15 protein-coding genes and 1 tRNA gene are annotated in these 16,544 nt (G+C 64.0%); 7 read left to right on the top strand and 9 right to left on the bottom strand.

Going from position 1 to position 16,544, the window contains the following annotated elements; all coding sequences use genetic code 11:
• Nucleotides 1-200: 200 nt before the first annotated feature.
• From Lysil_RS09260 to Lysil_RS09235, 6 genes are read right to left on the bottom strand one after another with little or no spacing between them, the layout of a single operon-like run.
• Nucleotides 201-1,673, bottom strand: coding sequence for an efflux transporter outer membrane subunit (locus tag Lysil_RS09260; RefSeq protein ID WP_205756927.1), 1,473 nt, complete (start codon nucleotides 1,671-1,673; stop codon nucleotides 201-203).
• Nucleotides 1,670-2,407, bottom strand: a complete 738-nt coding sequence (locus tag Lysil_RS09255; protein WP_103075318.1) for an SDR family oxidoreductase — start codon at nucleotides 2,405-2,407, stop codon at nucleotides 1,670-1,672. The genes Lysil_RS09260 and Lysil_RS09255 overlap by 4 nt, the downstream gene beginning before the upstream one ends.
• Before the next feature lie 44 nt (nucleotides 2,408-2,451).
• Nucleotides 2,452-5,631, bottom strand: coding sequence for an efflux RND transporter permease subunit (locus Lysil_RS09250; RefSeq protein WP_103075317.1), 3,180 nt, complete (start codon nucleotides 5,629-5,631; stop codon nucleotides 2,452-2,454).
• Nucleotides 5,632-5,658: 27 nt separating this feature from the next.
• Nucleotides 5,659-6,861, bottom strand: a complete 1,203-nt coding sequence (locus tag Lysil_RS09245) for an efflux RND transporter periplasmic adaptor subunit (RefSeq protein WP_103075999.1) — start codon at nucleotides 6,859-6,861, stop codon at nucleotides 5,659-5,661.
• Between the two features lie 38 nt (nucleotides 6,862-6,899).
• Complete coding sequence (locus Lysil_RS09240) at nucleotides 6,900-7,760, bottom strand: SDR family NAD(P)-dependent oxidoreductase (protein WP_165782453.1); 861 nt, start codon at nucleotides 7,758-7,760, stop codon at nucleotides 6,900-6,902.
• 8 nt (nucleotides 7,761-7,768) lie between these two features.
• Nucleotides 7,769-8,026, bottom strand: a complete 258-nt coding sequence (locus Lysil_RS09235; RefSeq protein ID WP_103075315.1) for a hypothetical protein — start codon at nucleotides 8,024-8,026, stop codon at nucleotides 7,769-7,771.
• Between the two features lie 123 nt (nucleotides 8,027-8,149).
• On the opposite strand from Lysil_RS09235, the gene Lysil_RS09230 reads away from it, so the two are divergent.
• On the top strand, nucleotides 8,150-9,190 hold the full coding sequence (locus Lysil_RS09230) for a LysR family transcriptional regulator (RefSeq protein ID WP_103075314.1): 1,041 nt from the start codon (nucleotides 8,150-8,152) through the stop codon (nucleotides 9,188-9,190).
• Nucleotides 9,191-9,216: 26 nt separating this feature from the next.
• Here Lysil_RS09230 and Lysil_RS09225 read toward each other — a convergent pair whose 3' ends face one another.
• Entirely contained in the window at nucleotides 9,217-9,816 is a 600-nt protein-coding gene (locus tag Lysil_RS09225; RefSeq protein WP_103075998.1) for a rhomboid family intramembrane serine protease, read from the bottom strand.
• 108 nt (nucleotides 9,817-9,924) lie between these two features.
• Here Lysil_RS09225 and Lysil_RS09220 point away from each other — a divergent pair, with 108 nt between their 5' ends.
• Complete coding sequence (locus Lysil_RS09220; protein WP_165782452.1) at nucleotides 9,925-10,449, top strand: GNAT family N-acetyltransferase; 525 nt, start codon at nucleotides 9,925-9,927, stop codon at nucleotides 10,447-10,449.
• 264 nt (nucleotides 10,450-10,713) lie between these two features.
• Here the strand turns inward: Lysil_RS09220 and Lysil_RS09210 are convergent.
• Nucleotides 10,714-10,790: transfer RNA gene (locus Lysil_RS09210), tRNA-Arg, on the bottom strand.
• 37 nt (nucleotides 10,791-10,827) lie between these two features.
• Nucleotides 10,828-11,424 carry a hypothetical protein gene (locus Lysil_RS09205; RefSeq protein ID WP_129588419.1) on the bottom strand — a complete coding sequence of 199 codons (597 nt, stop codon included), beginning with the start codon at nucleotides 11,422-11,424 and terminating at the stop codon, nucleotides 10,828-10,830.
• An 80-nt stretch (nucleotides 11,425-11,504) separates the two neighbouring features.
• Between Lysil_RS09205 and trxA the strand changes: the two genes are divergently transcribed.
• The 5 genes from trxA (at nucleotide 11,505) to Lysil_RS09185 (ending at nucleotide 16,539) form a co-directional block, all read left to right on the top strand.
• Nucleotides 11,505-12,362 (top strand): thioredoxin, encoded by an 858-nt coding sequence (gene trxA / locus Lysil_RS09200; RefSeq protein ID WP_103075311.1) that lies wholly within the window; start codon nucleotides 11,505-11,507, stop codon nucleotides 12,360-12,362.
• 7 nt (nucleotides 12,363-12,369) lie between these two features.
• Nucleotides 12,370-12,831 carry a DUF4442 domain-containing protein gene (locus tag Lysil_RS13405; RefSeq protein WP_165782451.1) on the top strand — a complete coding sequence of 154 codons (462 nt, stop codon included), beginning with the start codon at nucleotides 12,370-12,372 and terminating at the stop codon, nucleotides 12,829-12,831.
• Nucleotides 12,832-12,840: 9 nt separating this feature from the next.
• Nucleotides 12,841-13,494, top strand: coding sequence for a DUF502 domain-containing protein (locus Lysil_RS13400; protein ID WP_165782450.1), 654 nt, complete (start codon nucleotides 12,841-12,843; stop codon nucleotides 13,492-13,494).
• A gap of 5 nt (nucleotides 13,495-13,499) precedes the next feature.
• Nucleotides 13,500-14,669, top strand: coding sequence for a PQQ-dependent sugar dehydrogenase (locus tag Lysil_RS09190; RefSeq protein ID WP_205756926.1), 1,170 nt, complete (start codon nucleotides 13,500-13,502; stop codon nucleotides 14,667-14,669).
• Between the two features lie 67 nt (nucleotides 14,670-14,736).
• The gene (locus tag Lysil_RS09185) at nucleotides 14,737-16,539 is read left to right on the top strand and encodes a DUF885 domain-containing protein (protein WP_240600476.1); all 1,803 of its coding nucleotides are present in this window, start codon (nucleotides 14,737-14,739) and stop codon (nucleotides 16,537-16,539) included.
• Nucleotides 16,540-16,544: the final 5 nt, after the last annotated feature.

The raw sequence follows: 16,544 nt of genomic DNA, 5'->3' as shown, positions 1-16,544 counted from the left end.
CGCGACCGGTGGCCGGACGCAAAAACGGCGCCACGAGGGCGCCGTTGATCGGTACCTCGGGACGTTTCAGCGCTGGGCGATGGTAGTGCTCATGTCGCACGCTCGGCCGGCGTTGCCGCAGGCCACCCGGGTCCGGTGGAGATACAGAGAATGGGGGCCGGAGCGGCCTCGGTCAAGGCCGGCGGGTTTCCAACCGCCTCTCATTGCGAACGCGACGCCAGTTTCTTGCGTTCCGGCATGCGCTCGGGCCAGCCGCCCGCCAACGCTTTATAGAGTGCGATGGCACTGCCAACGCTGCGGGTGCGGGCGTCGGCGAAAGCGTCTTCCGCCTGCAATTGGGTACGTTCGGCGTCCAGCACCTCGAACAGGTCGGTGGCGCCGGCGTGGTAGCGCAGGCGGGCCAATTGCGCGGCCTTGGCGCTGTCGAGCGCGGCTTGTTCCAGATGGCCGTCCTCGTCGCGGGCACGGGCATGGCGGACCAGCGCGTTCTCGGTGTCCTCCAGCGCCAGCAGCACGGTCTTCTCGTATTGCGCGAGCTGGCCCGCGGCATCGGCATCGGCCGCCTTGATGCGCGCGCGGACACGACCGACATCGAGGAAGGACCAGTCGATGCCGAGGGCGACCAGATGCGTTTCGCTGTCGCGCGAGAACAGCGCCCCGGTCGTGCCGGCCTGCGAGCCGATCAACCCGCCCAGGGTGAAGCGCGGGAACAGGTCGGCAGTGGCAACGCCAATCCGCGCGGTGGCGGCGTGCAAGCGTTCTTCCGCCGCAGCGACATCGGGACGATGACGCAGCAGCTCGCCCGGCGTCGACGGATCGATGCGCGCGGGGAGCACCGGCAGTGGCTGCAACGGCGTGAGTTCGGTGATCAATGTGTCCGGCGTGCGGCCGGTCAACACCGCGAGCCGATGCATCGCCACCGCCACCTGCGCTTCCAGCGCCGGCACCCGCGAGCGCGTCGTCTCGAGTTGCGCACGGGCGCGCGAGGTATCGAATTCGGTGCCGCGTCCGGCGTTGAAGCGCGCTTCCACCAGTTGCAACGTCTGCGCCTGGTTGTCGGCGTTCTGGCGCGCCACCCGCAGGCGCTCCTGCGCTCCGCGCAGGCCGACATAGGTATTGGCCACTTCGCCGACGATCGCTACCTGCAAGGCCTGCAGGTCCGATGCCGAGGCCTGCAGGCCTGCGCGCTGCGCTTCCACGCTGCGACGGACGCGCCCGAACAGATCGAGTTCCCACGAGGCTTGGGCATTGACGCTGTAGCTCTGGTAGTCGCGATCATCACGCGCAACGCCGGGTAGCTGATCGGCACTGGCGCGATTGTCCGATGCCTGCCCCTGCGCAGTGATGGTCGGCAAGTAATCGAATTTCGCACCACGCAACAAGGCATTGGCGCGATCGAGATTCGCCAGCGCGATGCGCAGGTCGTGGTTGGCGAAGAGTGCCCGCTCGACCAGCCGCGTCAGCTCCGGATCGTTGAAGCCGCGCCAGAATTCGCTATCGGGCGAGACCGCGACGGTGTTCGTTGCAGCGGTGTTCGCGTCGGCCTCCACGCGCACGAAATGCTCCGGCACATCCATGGCAGGACGGACATGGTTCGGGCCGACCGCACACGCCGCCAGCAATACCGAGGCGATGGCGATGGCGAGGGGCCGGACACCACCGGAAATATTCACCATGGCAATGTGTCCTCGAAATGGACGAAGCCGCCGCTTGGGCCGCGCTCGTCAAGCAGGGCCATGCGAACGCTGGTCCTTGCGCCATCGGCGACTTCCAGGTCGCCGTGCGCGTTCATGTCGGTCTTCACCGATCCCGGATGCACCGCATTGACCTTGATCGCCGTGTCCTTCAGTTCATGCGCAAGCTGCACCGTCCACGCATTCACCGCACTCTTCGACACGTTGTAGGCCGGGATCTTGAAGTCATAGATCGGCGAAGCGGGATCGGCGTTGGCTGCAATCGAACCGAGAATGCTCGACAGGTTGACGATGCGCGCGGCCGGCGCACGCTTGAGCAACGGCAGGAATGCCTGCGTAGTGGCGACCACGCCGAACACGTTGGTATCGAAGGTTTCGCGCCAGGTATCGAGCGATTGTTCCGACGGCTTGCGCTGCATGTCATCGCGAAGGACACCGGCATTGTTGACGAGGATGTCGAGCTTGCCGTGCTTGCGTTCGACTTCCTGCGCCGCGGCCGCGATGCTGTCTGGCCTGGTGACATCGAGGGCGATGGCTTCGACCTGCAGGCCCTCGGACTGCAGTTTCAACGCAGCCTCGACGGCCTTGGCGCGATCGCGGCCGGCGAGCAATACGTGCACGCCCTGGCCGGCGAGCTGGCGGACGGTTTCGAAACCGATGCCGCGCGTGGCACCGGTGACGAGGGCGACTTTGGAATTGTTCTGGGCAGACATGGAATTTCCTTTCATGGTGGCGGACCTGGGCCCGCCGTGGGGGATCAGAGAATCGACGAGGCAGTCGCCGGCGAGTGCCCGGGCAATGCGTCGTGGCGAACGAGTTCCCTGCGCGCGAGCTTGCGCAGGGCGACGTAGAACACCGGCGTCAGGAACAGGCCGAACAGCGTCACGCCAAGCATTCCCGAGAACACCGTGATGCCGGTGACCGAACGCACTTCCGCACCAGCGCCGTGCGAGAACACCAGTGGAACGGTGCCGGCGATGAACGCGATCGACGTCATCACGATCGGGCGCAGGCGCATGCGGCAGGCTTCCAGCGCGGCTTCGACGATGCCTTTGCCCTGCATTTCCAGTTCGCGCGCGAACTCGACGATCAGGATCGCGTTCTTGCACGCGAGCCCCATCAGCACAACCAGCCCAACCTGCACGAAGACGTTGTTGTCGCCACCGGTCAGCTTGACGCCGAGCAACGCCGACAACATGCACATCGGCACGATCAGGATCACCGCCAGCGGCAACGTCCAGCTTTCATACAGCGCGGCCAGCACCAGGAACACCAGCAGGATCGCGAGCGGGAAGATCACCAGCGCGGCCTTGCCCTGCATCGCCTGCTGATAGCTCAGGTCGGTCCATTCGATATTCATGCCATTGGGCAACACCTTTTGCGCGGTGCCTTCCAGCGTCGCCATCGCCTGCGCCGACGACATCACCCGCGGATCGGCTTCACCGGCGAGATCGGCGGCGGGATAGCCGTTGTAGCGCAGCACCGGATCGGGACCGTAAGTCTGCTTGACCGTCACCATCGAACCGATCGGCACCATTTCGCCGCGATCGTTGCGCGTGCGCAGGTTGGCGATGTCCTCGACATTGCCGCGGAACTTGCCGTCCGCCTGCGCGATCACTTGCCAGGTGCGACCAAACTGGTTGAAGTCGTTGACGTAAGCGGAGCCGAGATAGGTCTGCAAGGTGTCGAACAATTCGGTCAGCGGCACGCCCTGCGCCTTCGCCTTGACGCGATCCACTTCGGCATCGAGCTGCGGCACGTTGGCCTGGTAGCTGCTGATCGGGAACCCCATGCCCGGCGTCTGCGATACCGCACCCTGCATGCCCTGCACCGCGCCCTGCAATGCGCCGTAGCCAAGGTTGTCGCGGTCCTCGATGAACAATTGGTAGCCGTTGCCATTGCCGAGCCCAAGGATCGGCGGCGGCATCAGCGCGAAGGTGAAACCTTCCTGCAGGCCACTGATCTTCTGGTTGATCTCGCCGACGATCTCCGCGGCGGTGCGATGGCGCTCGCTGAACGGCTTGAGTGGGAAGAACACCACGCCGGTGTTGGGCGTGTTGGTGAACTGCAAGGCATTGAGACCGGGGAACGCCACCGAGTGCGCAACGCCATCAGTGTGCATGGCGATGTCGCTGACCTTCTTCAGCAAGGCATCGGTGCGCGCGATCGAAGCGCCTTCCGGCAGCTTCACGCCAGCGATCAGGTAGAGCTTGTCCTGGGTCGGGATGAAACCGGCGGGCACCAGCTTGAACATCATGCCCGTGGCGAGCAGCAATACCGCATACACCGCGAACACCGCGCCACGGCGGCCCAACGCACTCTTCACCGCACCTTCGTAACGCTCGGAATTGCGCTTGAAAAAACGGTTGAACGGACGGAACACCCAGCCGAACAAACGATCGATCAAGCGTGATGGCGCGTCCTTCGGGGCATCGTGCGCGCGCAGCAGTCGTGCGGCCAATGCCGGCGACAATGTCAGCGAGTTGATCGCGGAGATCACCGTCGAAATGGCGATCGTCACCGCGAACTGCCGGTAGAACTGCCCGGTCACGCCCGAGAGGAAGGCCATCGGCACGAACACCGCGCACAACACCAGCGCGATCGCGATGATCGGGCCGGAGACTTCCCTCATCGCCAAGTGCGCAGCCGCGAGCGGCGTCGCGCCGTGTTCGATGTGGCGCTCGACGTTCTCCACCACCACGATGGCGTCATCAACCACGATACCGATCGCCAGCACCATGCCGAACAGGCTCAGCGTGTTGATCGAAAACCCGAGCAGGTACAGCACCGCGAAGGTGCCAACGATCGACACCGGCACCGCGATCAAGGGGATGATCGAGGCACGCCAGGTCTGCAGGAACAGGATCACCACCAACACCACCAGCGCGACCGCTTCCAGCAGCGTCGATACCACCGCCTTGATCGAATCGCGGACGAAGATCGTGGTGTCGTACACCGCCTCGTACTTGATGCCTTCGGGGAAGCGCTTGGACATCCCGTCCATGGTCGCAATCACGTTCTTCTGGATGTCCAGTGCGTTGGCGCCGGGTGCCTGGAAGATGCCGATGCCGACCGCGTTCTTGCCATCCAGCAGCGAGCGCAGCGTGTAATCGCCCGCGCCCAGTTCGAGACGCGCGACATCAGACAAGCGCACAATCTCGCCATCGTTGCCGGCTTTCAGCACGATGCCACCGAATTCCTCCGGTGTCTTGAGGCGGCCCTGCGCATTGATCAGGGTGAGGAACTTGCTGTCCGGCATCGGTTCGGCACCGAGTTGTCCCGCCGACACCTGCACGTTCTGCTCGCGCATCGCCCGCACCACGTCACCGGCGGTGAGGCCGCGCGCAGCGATCTTGTCGGGATCAAGCCACGCGCGCATCGCGTAATCACCACCACCGAAGATCTGCGCATCACCAACGCCGGGCAAGCGCGTCAGCGCATCCTTCACGTGCAGGCGCGCGTAGTTGCGCAGGTACAGCGTGTCGTACTTGCCGCTGGGCGATGTCAGGTGCACCACCATCAGGAAGGTCGGCGACTGCTTCTGCGTAGTCACGCCTTGTCGGCGCACGTCTTCGGGCAATCGCGCCAACGCCTGGCTGACGCGATTCTGCACGCGTACCGCGGCGTCATCGGCATTGGTCCCGGGGCGGAAGGTCACCGTGGTGACCAGCACGCCGTCGGAACCGGCGACCGACTTGATGTACATCATGTTCTCGACGCCGTTGATCGCTTCTTCCAGTGGCGTCGCCACGGTTTCGGCGATCACCTTGGGATTGGCGCCGGGATACACCGTGCGCACCACCACCGATGGCGGCACCACGTCCGGGTATTCGCTGATCGGCAACAGCGGCATCGCGATCAGGCCGGCGGCGAAGATCACGATCGACAGCACCGCGGCGAAGATCGGTCGGTCGATGAAGAATTTCGAGAAGTCCATGCGGATTCCTTGTCAGTTGCGTATGCGTCAGTGCGAACCGGGCTGGCCTGCGGCCGGGGCCGGCGGCGGTGCGCCCATCGCGATTTGCGCGGGTTTCACCGGCATGCCCGGGAAAAACACCTTCTGCACGCCATGCACGATCACCTTGTCCGACGTCGTCAATCCCGACTGCACCACGCGCAGGCCGTCGATGCTGCGACCGAGCACCACGTCCTTGCGCAGCGCCACGTTCTTCGGTCCGAGCACGTAGACATACTTGCGATCCTGGTCGGTGAGCACGGCCTGGTCGTCGATCAGCAGCGCGTTGAACTCGCCGCTACCCTGCAGCTGCACGCGCGCGAACAGGCCGGGCGTGAACAGGTGATCGGGATTCGGCAACACGGCGCGCGCGCGGATCGTGCCGGTTTTCGGATCGACCTGGTTGTCGACGAAATTGACGGTGCCCTCATGCGGATAGCCGCTTTCGCTGGCAAGTCCGACGCGGACCGGATTCTTCGTGGCGTTGCGTTCGCCCTTGCGCGCCATCTCGCCGTAACGCAACAGGCTCTGCTCGTCGCTTTCGAAGTCGATGTAGACCGGATCCTGCGACACCACCGACGTCAACTGGGTCGCATCGGCCTGGGCGAGATTGCCCACCGTCACCAGCGCGCGGCCGGCGCGACCATTGATCGGCGAACGCACCTCAGTGAATTGCAGATTGAGGCGCGCGGCGGCAACCGCGGCTTCGGCGGCGCGCACCGACGCTCCCGTGCCTGATGTCGCGGCCTTGCGCTGGTCGAATTCCTCGCGCGAGATCGCCTTGGCCTCGATCAACGACCGCGCGCGTGCATCCTGCGCCTGAGCCAATCGCGAATCGCTGCGGGCGCGTTCAAGATCGGCCTGCGCGCGATCCAGTGCGGCGCGGTACGGGCGTGGATCGATCACGAACAGCAGTTCACCCTTGTGGACGTCCTGGCCTTCCTGGTAGGCGACACGCTGCACGTAACCGCTGACGCGCGGACGCAGCTCGACGCTTTCCACCGCGGCGACATGGCCGCTGAATTCGTCCCATTGATGCACCGGCTTCGACAGCACGTTGGCGACGCTGACCTCGGGCGGCGGCGGCATGCCGGCATTCGGTGCGGCCTTGCTGCTGCAGCCGGCCAGCGCGAGCAGGATCGCCGCGCCGATGGCGAGTCCCGGCCACGCCGGCGCGGACTCGGTGCGCTGCAATGCGCGACCGGGAAGCATCGAGCCTGAAAGCGTCGGATTGAAAATGGTGTCGTGGATCATCTGGAGCGCTCCTGGGTCTTGTTGGCTGCGGTGTTCGACGAGGAAAACCGCGTTGTCACGGTTTCAAGCAATTTGTGGACGTCCTGCAGGCAGCGTGCGGGCAATGCGGATGCGTCGCCTTGCGTTTCTTGCGGCTGGATTTGCGTCGGCGCGGACTGTGCGGTGTTGTCCGACTCCAGAGTCAAGATCGCCTGCGAACAACGCGTGTCGTTGCGATGCCTCAGCAGTTCCAGCGCCTTGCGACCGATGTGATCGACGCAGGGCCAGCCCTGGCAGGCGTGTTTTTCGTTGGCGGTCGTGCGCGCCGGGGAGTCGATTTCCAGCAATTGCAGGCGCACCGCATGGGCACGTGCTTCGTCATGCAGGACGCGCGCGAGCATGCGCAGCGCCGCGGCGGAAATCGAACGGTGGCCGTAACCGGCCCAGGGATTGCGCCCGCCGGGACCACCGATCATCACGTAACCGCAGTTGCGACCCGATTCCGCCAGCCACGGCAACAGATGACGCGCGGCGACCAGATGCGGCAGCACCGCTTCATCGAAATCGCGGCGCAATTCTTCGGGCGATTGATCGATCAGGCGACCGCGCTTGCCGTCAGCCCCCAGCGCAGCAACAACCCCGAGGAACGGTCGCGCAATCCGCTTCAGCTCCGCGACCAGCGCGATCGCGCCCGTATCGTTGGCAAGATTGGCCGCCAGCGTTCGCAGATCGGCACCGCGGAACTGCCGATCCAGTATCGACAATTCCTGGCGGTCGCGAGCCACCGCCACCACCGGCCAACCGGCCTCGATCGCGGCCTTCACCGCCGCACGGCCGACGGTTCCGGTCGCGCCCAGCACCAGGATGGCGGGTTTCATCATCCCGGTCACGGGACATTTCCTCCCGTGTGCGGGATAGTGACGTAACGGTGCAGGCGTCGCTGCAACCAGTCGACTGCGGTCAGCGCAAGCAACAGCAGCGGCAACCCGGCGACGATGGCCAACACACCCACCAGCATCCACGCCTCGGCGGTTCCGATGGAAACCACCTGCTTCAGGGTGATGACAGCCAGCCACGGCACACCGACCAGACCGGCCAAGGTGACCACTGCATAGGCGAACCGGGTTGCGGGCAAGGACAACATGACGACGGCATCCTGGGGACTGGCGGCAGGTTAGGCCCGCGATCGGCACTTGATAAGTTGGCAAATCAGGGAATAATTGTCCCGCGACCGGTCCAATCGGAACGGCACCTTCCGGAGTCCCCAATGACCCGCGATCTCAACGACACCCTGATCTTCGTCAAGGTGGTCGAACACGGCAGCTTCATTTCCGCGGCGCGTTCGTTGCGCCTGCCCAAGACCACCGTCAGCCGCAAGGTGCAGGAACTGGAAACGCGCCTCGGCGCGCAACTGCTGCATCGGACCACGCGCAAGCTCGGCCTGACCGAAGCCGGCAACATCTACTTCGAACATTGCCAGCGCATCGCGCGCGAACTCGACGAAGCCGAAAGTGCCGTCGGCCAGCTGCAGAGTGGCCCGCGCGGCTGGCTGCGCTTCACCGCGCCCTACTCGCTCGGCACCGAGAAGATCGCACCGCTGCTCGGCGAATTCCACCAGCGCCATCCCGAAGTCCGCGTGGAGATGCATCTCAGCAACGAGCCGCTCGACCTCATCGACAAGGAAATCGACGTCGCCCTGCGCGTCGGCAATCTGCCCGACTCCAATCTTGTCGCACGCCGACTGGCGACTTTCCGCACGCAGGTGTTCGCCAGCGCTGAATACATCCGCCGCCATGGCGAACCATTGCATCCGGACGACCTTGTGCATCACTCGGTGCTGGCATTCACCAAGTCGCGCCGCAACGGCAACGAATTCGTGTGGACACTGGGCGACGGCGAGCGCACCGCCGACTTCCGCATCGACCCCATCTTCGTCGCCAACGACTACGGCGCGCTAAGGGGTGCACTGCTGTGCGGCGAAGGCATGATGATGTCCGCCGACGTGATGATGAAGCCGCTGATCGAAAACGGTTTCGTCCAGCGCGTCCTTGCCGGCTGGACCGGGCCCGAGTACGAATTCAACGCAGTGTTCCCGCGCGGCATGACGCAATCACCGAAGGTGCGCGCGTTCGTCGACTTCCTGGTCGAACGTTTCAGTTTCGATGTGGACTATATGAACCAGCTGTGCCCGATCTTCAAGCGCCAGCAGGAGCGGGCCGCCGAGGAACGCTCGAAACAGCCACAACCCGTGGTCGCGCGCATCAAGCTGCCGCAGCCGGAAGATCAGATGGAAGAAGTGCCTGCCTGATCGTTGCGGAAGCGACGCATCCGCGCTCAACCACCCGGATGCGCCAACGCCTGCAGGAATTGACTTGCTGCACCGGGAACCGCCAGCAGCACGGCGAGGACCCCGAACGCTGCGCCCCACAGATGCGCGCTGTGGTTGACGTTGTCCTGGCCACGTCGGTCCATCCAGATCGAATAGGCGACGTACAACACCGCGTAAATGATTGCCGGGATGCCGATCGCACCGTAGTAGAGATAGATCTTCTCCCACGGCGCCACCACGATGAAGGCGAACAGGCAGGCCGACACCGCGCCCGATGCGCCGAGACTGCGATAACCGGAATCGTTGCGATGCGCGAGATAGCTCGGCAACACCGATACCACCAGCGCGGCGAGATAGAACACCACAAAGCCGAACATGCCGAACAGGTGCTCCACCACGCGACCGAAGAAATACAGCGTGAACATGTTGAAGAACAGGTGCATGCCATCCGCGTGGATGAAGCCGTAGGTCACCAGTCGGTCGTACTGGTTGTTGCGACTGACCGCAGGCGGCCACAGGATCAGGCGCGACATCAACGCCGGCCGCTGCCAGGCCAGGTACGAGACGATCACGGTGATGGCGACGACGATCAGCGTCAGGGACATGGGGCGGTTCCGGTGGATATCGGCCATCATCATGCCGGAGAACGCGGGAACGGGTACACACGCGGAAGTCGGCCGTCGCGGTCCGCTGCGTGCTTTAGCATGCAGATCATGGAACTGCGCCTGCCCACGCCCGACGAAGAACCCGAATTCCGCCGCATGCTCGCCGCGATTCCCGCAGACAACCCGGCCTTCCTGCATTTCCATCGGCCGGGCATGACCATGGCCGAATATCTCGACGTCCTGCAAAAGCAGGCAGCAGGCAGCGATCCGGCACCGGGCCGTGAAGTGCCATCCACTTTCCTGTTCGCCTTTGTCGATGGACGCATCGTTGGACGCGTGTCGATCCGTCATTCCCTCGACTATCCGCTGGGATCGCTGATGGGCCACATCGGTTACGCCGTGCTGCCGGAGTTCCGCGGTCGCGGCCACGCCACGGAACTGCTGCGCCTCGCCATCCTGCACGCACGCCAACACCTCGGCATCGCGCGCGTGCTGGTCACCTGCGATCCCGACAATCATGCATCGATCCGCGTGATCGAAAAAAACGGCGGTGTCTTCGTCGATGAAGTTGACAACCACGCGAATGGCGTGCGCAAACGACGTTACCTGATCGACGCGCCAGCCTATGATTGAGCATTACGCATTCATCAGGGCATCGCGATGGCCGACATTCCCGCCGACATCTTCACCGAACAGGAAGATTATTCCCTGGACACGCTGGCGAGCCTCGGTCCGCTGCGCGGATCGCGCCGGCACGTGCGAACCCGGTGCTGGGAAAATCGGCGAAGTCATAGCAGCGCTTCGCGCGGCGGCGAACGCCCGAGCGTTGCACGCGATGCCGGGAATCCGACGACCACGCATGAAAAAAGCCAGCCTTTCGGCTGGCCTTCTCATCAGTGGTGCGCCCGGAGCGATTCGAACGCCCGACCCCCAAGTTCGTAGCCTGGTGCTCTATCCAACTGAGCTACGGGCGCGCTGAGCCGGTAATTATCCAGATTGGAGCCGGCGCCGTCAATCCCCCAAAGGGGCCTCAGGGTGGTCGCCCTCCCCGCTGGATCGCAGCCACGGCCAAGCCATCCACGCCGTGGCAGCCGCGACTTGCGCCCAGCCTCCGATCAGTGGCGGCAGCACCAAAACCACAATCAACCACAGGGCCGCCACCACCACCGCGATCCCGCGCGCGGCGGCCTTCACGCATATCGCCGAGGCCACGAAGGCTGCGGATGCAGCGATCAGCCAGACCATCCACAGTGCGGCGTGGTGCTGGCTGCCTTCACCTGCGAGATCGCCGGCATCGATCGGGAAGATGCCGAGCGCAGTCCACGCCAGCGCCGCGATCGCACACAGCCACAGGCCGATGCCGGCCACCATCCCGGATTGGTCGCGCGATCGCCAGCGTCGCTGCAACGCCGCCGACAGCAACGCGACGCCCGGAACGCCGAACCCCAGCAGGTTGAAGATGCGATGGCCCGGCATTTCCTGCGTGCCGGGCAAGGCCAGCGCATGGCGTGGCGTCCAGCCGCTGGCGCTGCAGGCGATGGCCAACGCGAGTGCGAGTGACACGATGGCGATGGCACTCATCCATTGGTCGAAACGGATTCGATTCATCGCGACAGTCTGCCCTGTTCCATCGCCACGTTCATCAAGGCATGCGATCATTTCACCATCTGTTCGACTGGAAAAATCCCATGTCCACCCATGTACTCGACGTTTCCATCACCACCTTCGAAAGCGAGGTGCTGCAGGCATCGACGCAGGGCCCGGTGCTGGTCGATTTCTGGGCCGAATGGTGCGGCCCGTGCAAATCCCTGACGCCCGTGCTGGAAAAACTCGCCGCCGAATTCAATGGCGCATTCAAGCTCGCCAAGGTCAATACCGAAAGCGAGCCGGATATCGCCGCGGCGTTCCAGATCCGCTCGATTCCCACCGTCTACCTGATCCGCAACGGCCAACCGGTCGATGGTTTCCAGGGCGCATTGCCGGAAGGCGAGCTGCGTGAATTCCTCAAGCGCAATGGCATCGAACCCGCCGCCGGCAATGATGGCGAAGCCGAAGCACCACCACCGCCCGCCGATCCGCACGAGGAAGTGCTGCGCCTGCGCAAGTTGGTGGAAAGCGAAGCGGACAAGCCCGCGCATCGTCTCGATCTCGCGCTGGCGTTGCTGAAAACCGGTGCCGCGCCGGAAGCGGAATCGTTGCTTGATGCGTTGCCGGCCAATCTCGCCACCGACGATCGCGCCGTGCAGGCGCGCGCACGGCTCGGTTTCGCCGCATTGCTGAAGGATGCGCCGCCACCCGCGACGCTGGAACAGGCGATCGCCGCCAATCCCGGCGATCTGCACGCACGCCATCTGTTCGGTGCGCACAAGCTGGTCGCGGGCGATGCCGAAACCGCGCTGGAACAGTTCATGGAGATGTTGCGTCGTAATCGCCAGTTCGAGGACGGCCTGCCGCGCAAGACGCTGATCGACGCGTTCCGGGTGATCGAGGACGACGATCTGGTCGGCAAGTATCGTCGCCAGATGTCGGCGCTTCTGCTGTCCTGACATGCAGATGACGCCGACGCGGCTGCGTTGGGTGATGAACCTGTGGCCGCCGTTCCTGTTCAACAGCATCCACGTCCAGCACATCGGCGCCGATTGGCGCAGTGCGCGCGTGGTGCTGCGCAAACGGCCATGGAACCGCAACTACGTCAACACCCAGTTCGGCGGCAATCTGTTTGCGATGACCGATCCGTTCTGGATGCTGCTGGTGATGCACGCCCTCGGCAACGATTACATCGTCTGGGACAAGGCCGGCGCGATCGAATTCGTCAAGCCGGGGCGCAGCGATGTCTTCGCGGAATTCCACCTGAGCGACGCCGATATCCAGTCATTGCTGGAGGAAGCCGCCAGCGGCGGCAAGGTGCTGCGCTGGTTCGACACCCATGTTGTCGATGCTTCCGGCGAGGTGATCGCACGCGTGCGCAAGCAACTTTACCTGCGCAGGAAGGCACCGAAGACGGCGACAACGTAAAATCGCGCCATGGCATCCAAACGCACGCTTTCCCTACGCCGCCTGCTCGTCACCGGCCTGCTCACCCTGTTGCCGATCTGGCTGACCTGGGTGGTCCTGAGTTTCGTCTTCGGACTGCTCAGCAACATCAGCCAGCCATGGGTACAGCCATTGCTGTCGAAACTGGCACACGAATCCCCTGCATTGTCGTGGCTGCAGCAATCACTGGTGACGGGAGCGGTCGCACTGTTCGGCACCCTGCTGGTGATCCTGCTGGTCGGCTGGCTGGCCGAGCATCTGGTCGGCCAGGCCTTGCTGCAATGGTTCGAGGCGGTGGTCGCGCGGATCCCGCTGGCCAACAGCGTGTATTCCGGCGCGCGCAAATTGCTGGATACGGTGCAGACGTCGCCCGACGGCACGCAGCGCGTGGTGCTGGTGGAATTCCCGCATCCGGGGATGAAGACCGTGGGACTGGTGACGCGCGTGTTCCACGATTCCAACACCGGCGAGGAATTGGCCGCGGTGTTCATCCCGACCACGCCGAATCCGACCGGCGGCTATCTGGAAATCGTGCCGGTGCAAAACCTCGTCGCCACCAACTGGTCCGTCGATCAGGCGATGAGTTTCATCATTTCCGGCGGCGCCGTCGCGCCGGATTCGATTCCGTACCGCAAGGTGGAGTGACGGCCATGCGCATCGCTGCCCTGCTTCTCGCCATATTGGCTAACTTGCCGATGACCGGCCATGCAGCAGCCGCCGATGCGCTGACGCCACATCGCATCACGCTGAAGGACGGGCGCAGCTTCAATCTGCAGGCGCCGGCATCGTTGCGTATCACGCCGGTCGCCGAAGGCTTCAAGCGTCCACGATTCTTCGCGCGCAGTCCGGACGGCCGCATCTTCCTCACCGACATGGACAACCTCGCCGACAACACGCGCGGCGCGGTGTACGTGCTCGACGACTTCGATCCGGCCACGGGCAAGATCGGCAAGATCAGCACCTGGGCCAGCGGCCTGCGCAATCCCAACAGCGTCGCCTTCCTCAAGGATGCGGCCGGCGTGCAGTGGATCTATGTCGCGCTGACCGATGCCCTGCTGCGCTATCGCTACACACCGGGCGAAACGCGGCCCAGCGGTTCCGCGCAATTGGTGGCGCGTTTCCCCGACCACGGCATGAGCGCGTCCAACGGCGGCTGGCATCTCACCCGCACCGTGGTGCCGATGAACGGCAAGCTGTACGTCGCCATCGGCAGCAGTTGCAACGCCTGCGTGGAAAGCGAAACCTTGCGCGCGGTGGTGGTCGAGATGAATCCCGACGGCAGCGGCCAGCGCGTGATCGCACGCGGACTGCGCAACGCGGTGTGGATGTCGGTGGTCGATGGCCAGTTGATGGCGACCAACCAGGGCGTCGACCATCTCGGCCCGAACCTGCCCAACGAAACCTTCTATGCGATCAAGCCCGGCGATTACGGCAGGCCGTCGTGCTACGTCGCCGGCAAGGCGATCAAGCCCGATCCCAAATTCCCGCGCAAGGAAGGTTGCGCGAACGTGGTGCGCCCGCTGGCGACCTTCATCGCCCATGGCTCGGCGCTCGGCTTCGACCTCTTCCCGAAAAATGGCAACAGCCAATTGGCGGATGAGTATGTGGTCGCCTTGCACGGGTCCGGCAGCCAGAAACTCGGGCATGGCTACAAGCTGGTGCGGATGGGCAAGGATGGATCGGGACAACGCGATCTCGTCAGCGGCTTCCTGCAAGCGGGCAAGGTGATGGGCCGGCCCTGCGGCGTATTGCGGGTCGGCGCGGACGCCTTCCTGTTCAGCGACGACAAATCCGGCGTCGTCTACTACGTACGCCCCTGACTTTGGGCACGGGTCGGCATCGCGGCGCTGACGCACACTCGGCGGTATTCCCCACCGGATGCCGTCCATGCGTCTTGCCCACCTCACCTTCGCGATCGCCCTCGCCGCCAGCGTTCCCACCCTCAACGCCGAACCCGCCAAGCAGGCCCACGCGCCTGCAGCGAGCAGCGCCAAGGCCAGACAGCTCGATGCCCTGTACGCGCAGTACTGGGAAGAATCGCTGAAGCTCAATCCGCTGGGTGCGACTTACCAGGGTGACAATCGCTACAACGATCAGCTTCCGGATTTCTATTCCGCCGAATTCCGCAAGCAGAACCACGAGTTCACCGCGCGCTGGCTGAAGAAAATCGAATCCATCGGCGATTCCGGGCTTAGCGGCCAGGCATTGATCAGCTACGAAATGTTCGTGCATGACTCCAAGGCATCCCTCGAGGGCGAGCAATATCCGGACTGGATGATGCCGGTGAACCAGATGGGCAGCATCGCCACGCAGATGGCGCAACTCGGCAACGGCACTGGCGCGCAACCGTTCAAGACGGTGAAGGATTACGACAACTGGCTGAAGCGCGGCCGTCGCATCCCGGTACTGGTCGACAGCATCATCGCCGACATGCAGGCCGGCGTGAAAGCCGGCGTGGTGCAGCCGCGCGCACTGATGACCAAGGTCGTTCCGCAGTACGACGCCATCATCAAGGACAAGCCGCAGGACAGCCTTTTCTGGGGTCCGATCAAGCAGTTTCCAGCGAACTTCAGCGCCGCCGACAAGGCGCGATTGACCAAGGAATACCAGGCGATGATCGGCGGCGAGATGATGCCGGCGTTCCGCAAGTTGCGCGCCTACATCGCCAACGATTACCTGCCGAAGACGCGCGACAGCGTCGGCCTCGACAAGCTGCCGAATGGCGCGGCGTGGTACGCCTTCGACGTGCGCCAGACCACCACCACCGACCTGACGCCCGACCAGATCCACGCCATCGGCCTGTCGGAAGTGGAACGCATCCATGGCGAAATGCAGCAGGTGATGAAGGATGTCGGCTTCAAGGGATCGTTGCAGGACTTCTTCAAGTTCATGCGCGAAGACAAGCAGTTCCAGTTCAAGTCGGAAGATGACCTGCTGAAGTTCTATCGTGGGCTGGAAGCGCGGATCATGAAGCGCATCCCCGAGCAGTTCTCGCTGGTGCCGAAGGCCGGTTTCGAAATCCGTCCGGTCGAGGCGTTCCGCGCGGAATCCGCCGCCGGCGGCGAATACCAGAGCCCGAGTGAGGACGGCAGCCGCCCCGGCATCTTCTACGTCAACACCTTCGACCTGCCCTCGCGCAAGACGTGGTCGGCGGAAGACCTGTTCCTGCACGAAGCCATCCCTGGACATCACTTCCAGATCGGCATCCAGCAGGAATTGAAGGGCGTACCGGCGTTCCGTCGCTTCGGCGGCAACACCGCCTATGTCGAAGGCTGGGCACTGTATTCGGAATCACTGGGCAAGTCGCTGGGCGTGTATGAAACGCCGTACGACTATTTCGGTCGCCTGCAGGACGAACTGTGGCGGGCAATCCGTCTGGTCACCGACACCGGCCTGCACAGCAAGAACTGGACGCGCGAGCAGACCATCGACTACATGATGAACAACTCCGCGGTGTCGCTCACCGATGCCACCGCCGAAGCCGAGCGTTACATCGCGTGGCCGTCACAGGCGGTCGCCTACAAGGTCGGCGAACTCACCATCCAGCGCCTGAAGAAGAAGGCGCAAACGGAACTCGGCGATCGCTTCGATCCGCGCGGATTCCATGCCGTCGTGCTGGAAGACGGCGCAGTGCCGATGTCGATCCTGGAACAGAAAGTGGATCGCTGGATCGTGGCGAAGAAACACTGATTCGT

Origin of the sequence: Solilutibacter silvestris (assembly GCF_002895945.1) — a bacterium.
Classification (GTDB): domain Bacteria; phylum Pseudomonadota; class Gammaproteobacteria; order Xanthomonadales; family Xanthomonadaceae; genus Solilutibacter; species Solilutibacter silvestris.
Note: the sequence above shows the minus strand (reverse complement) of the source record. Positions and strands in the feature narration are given on the sequence as shown.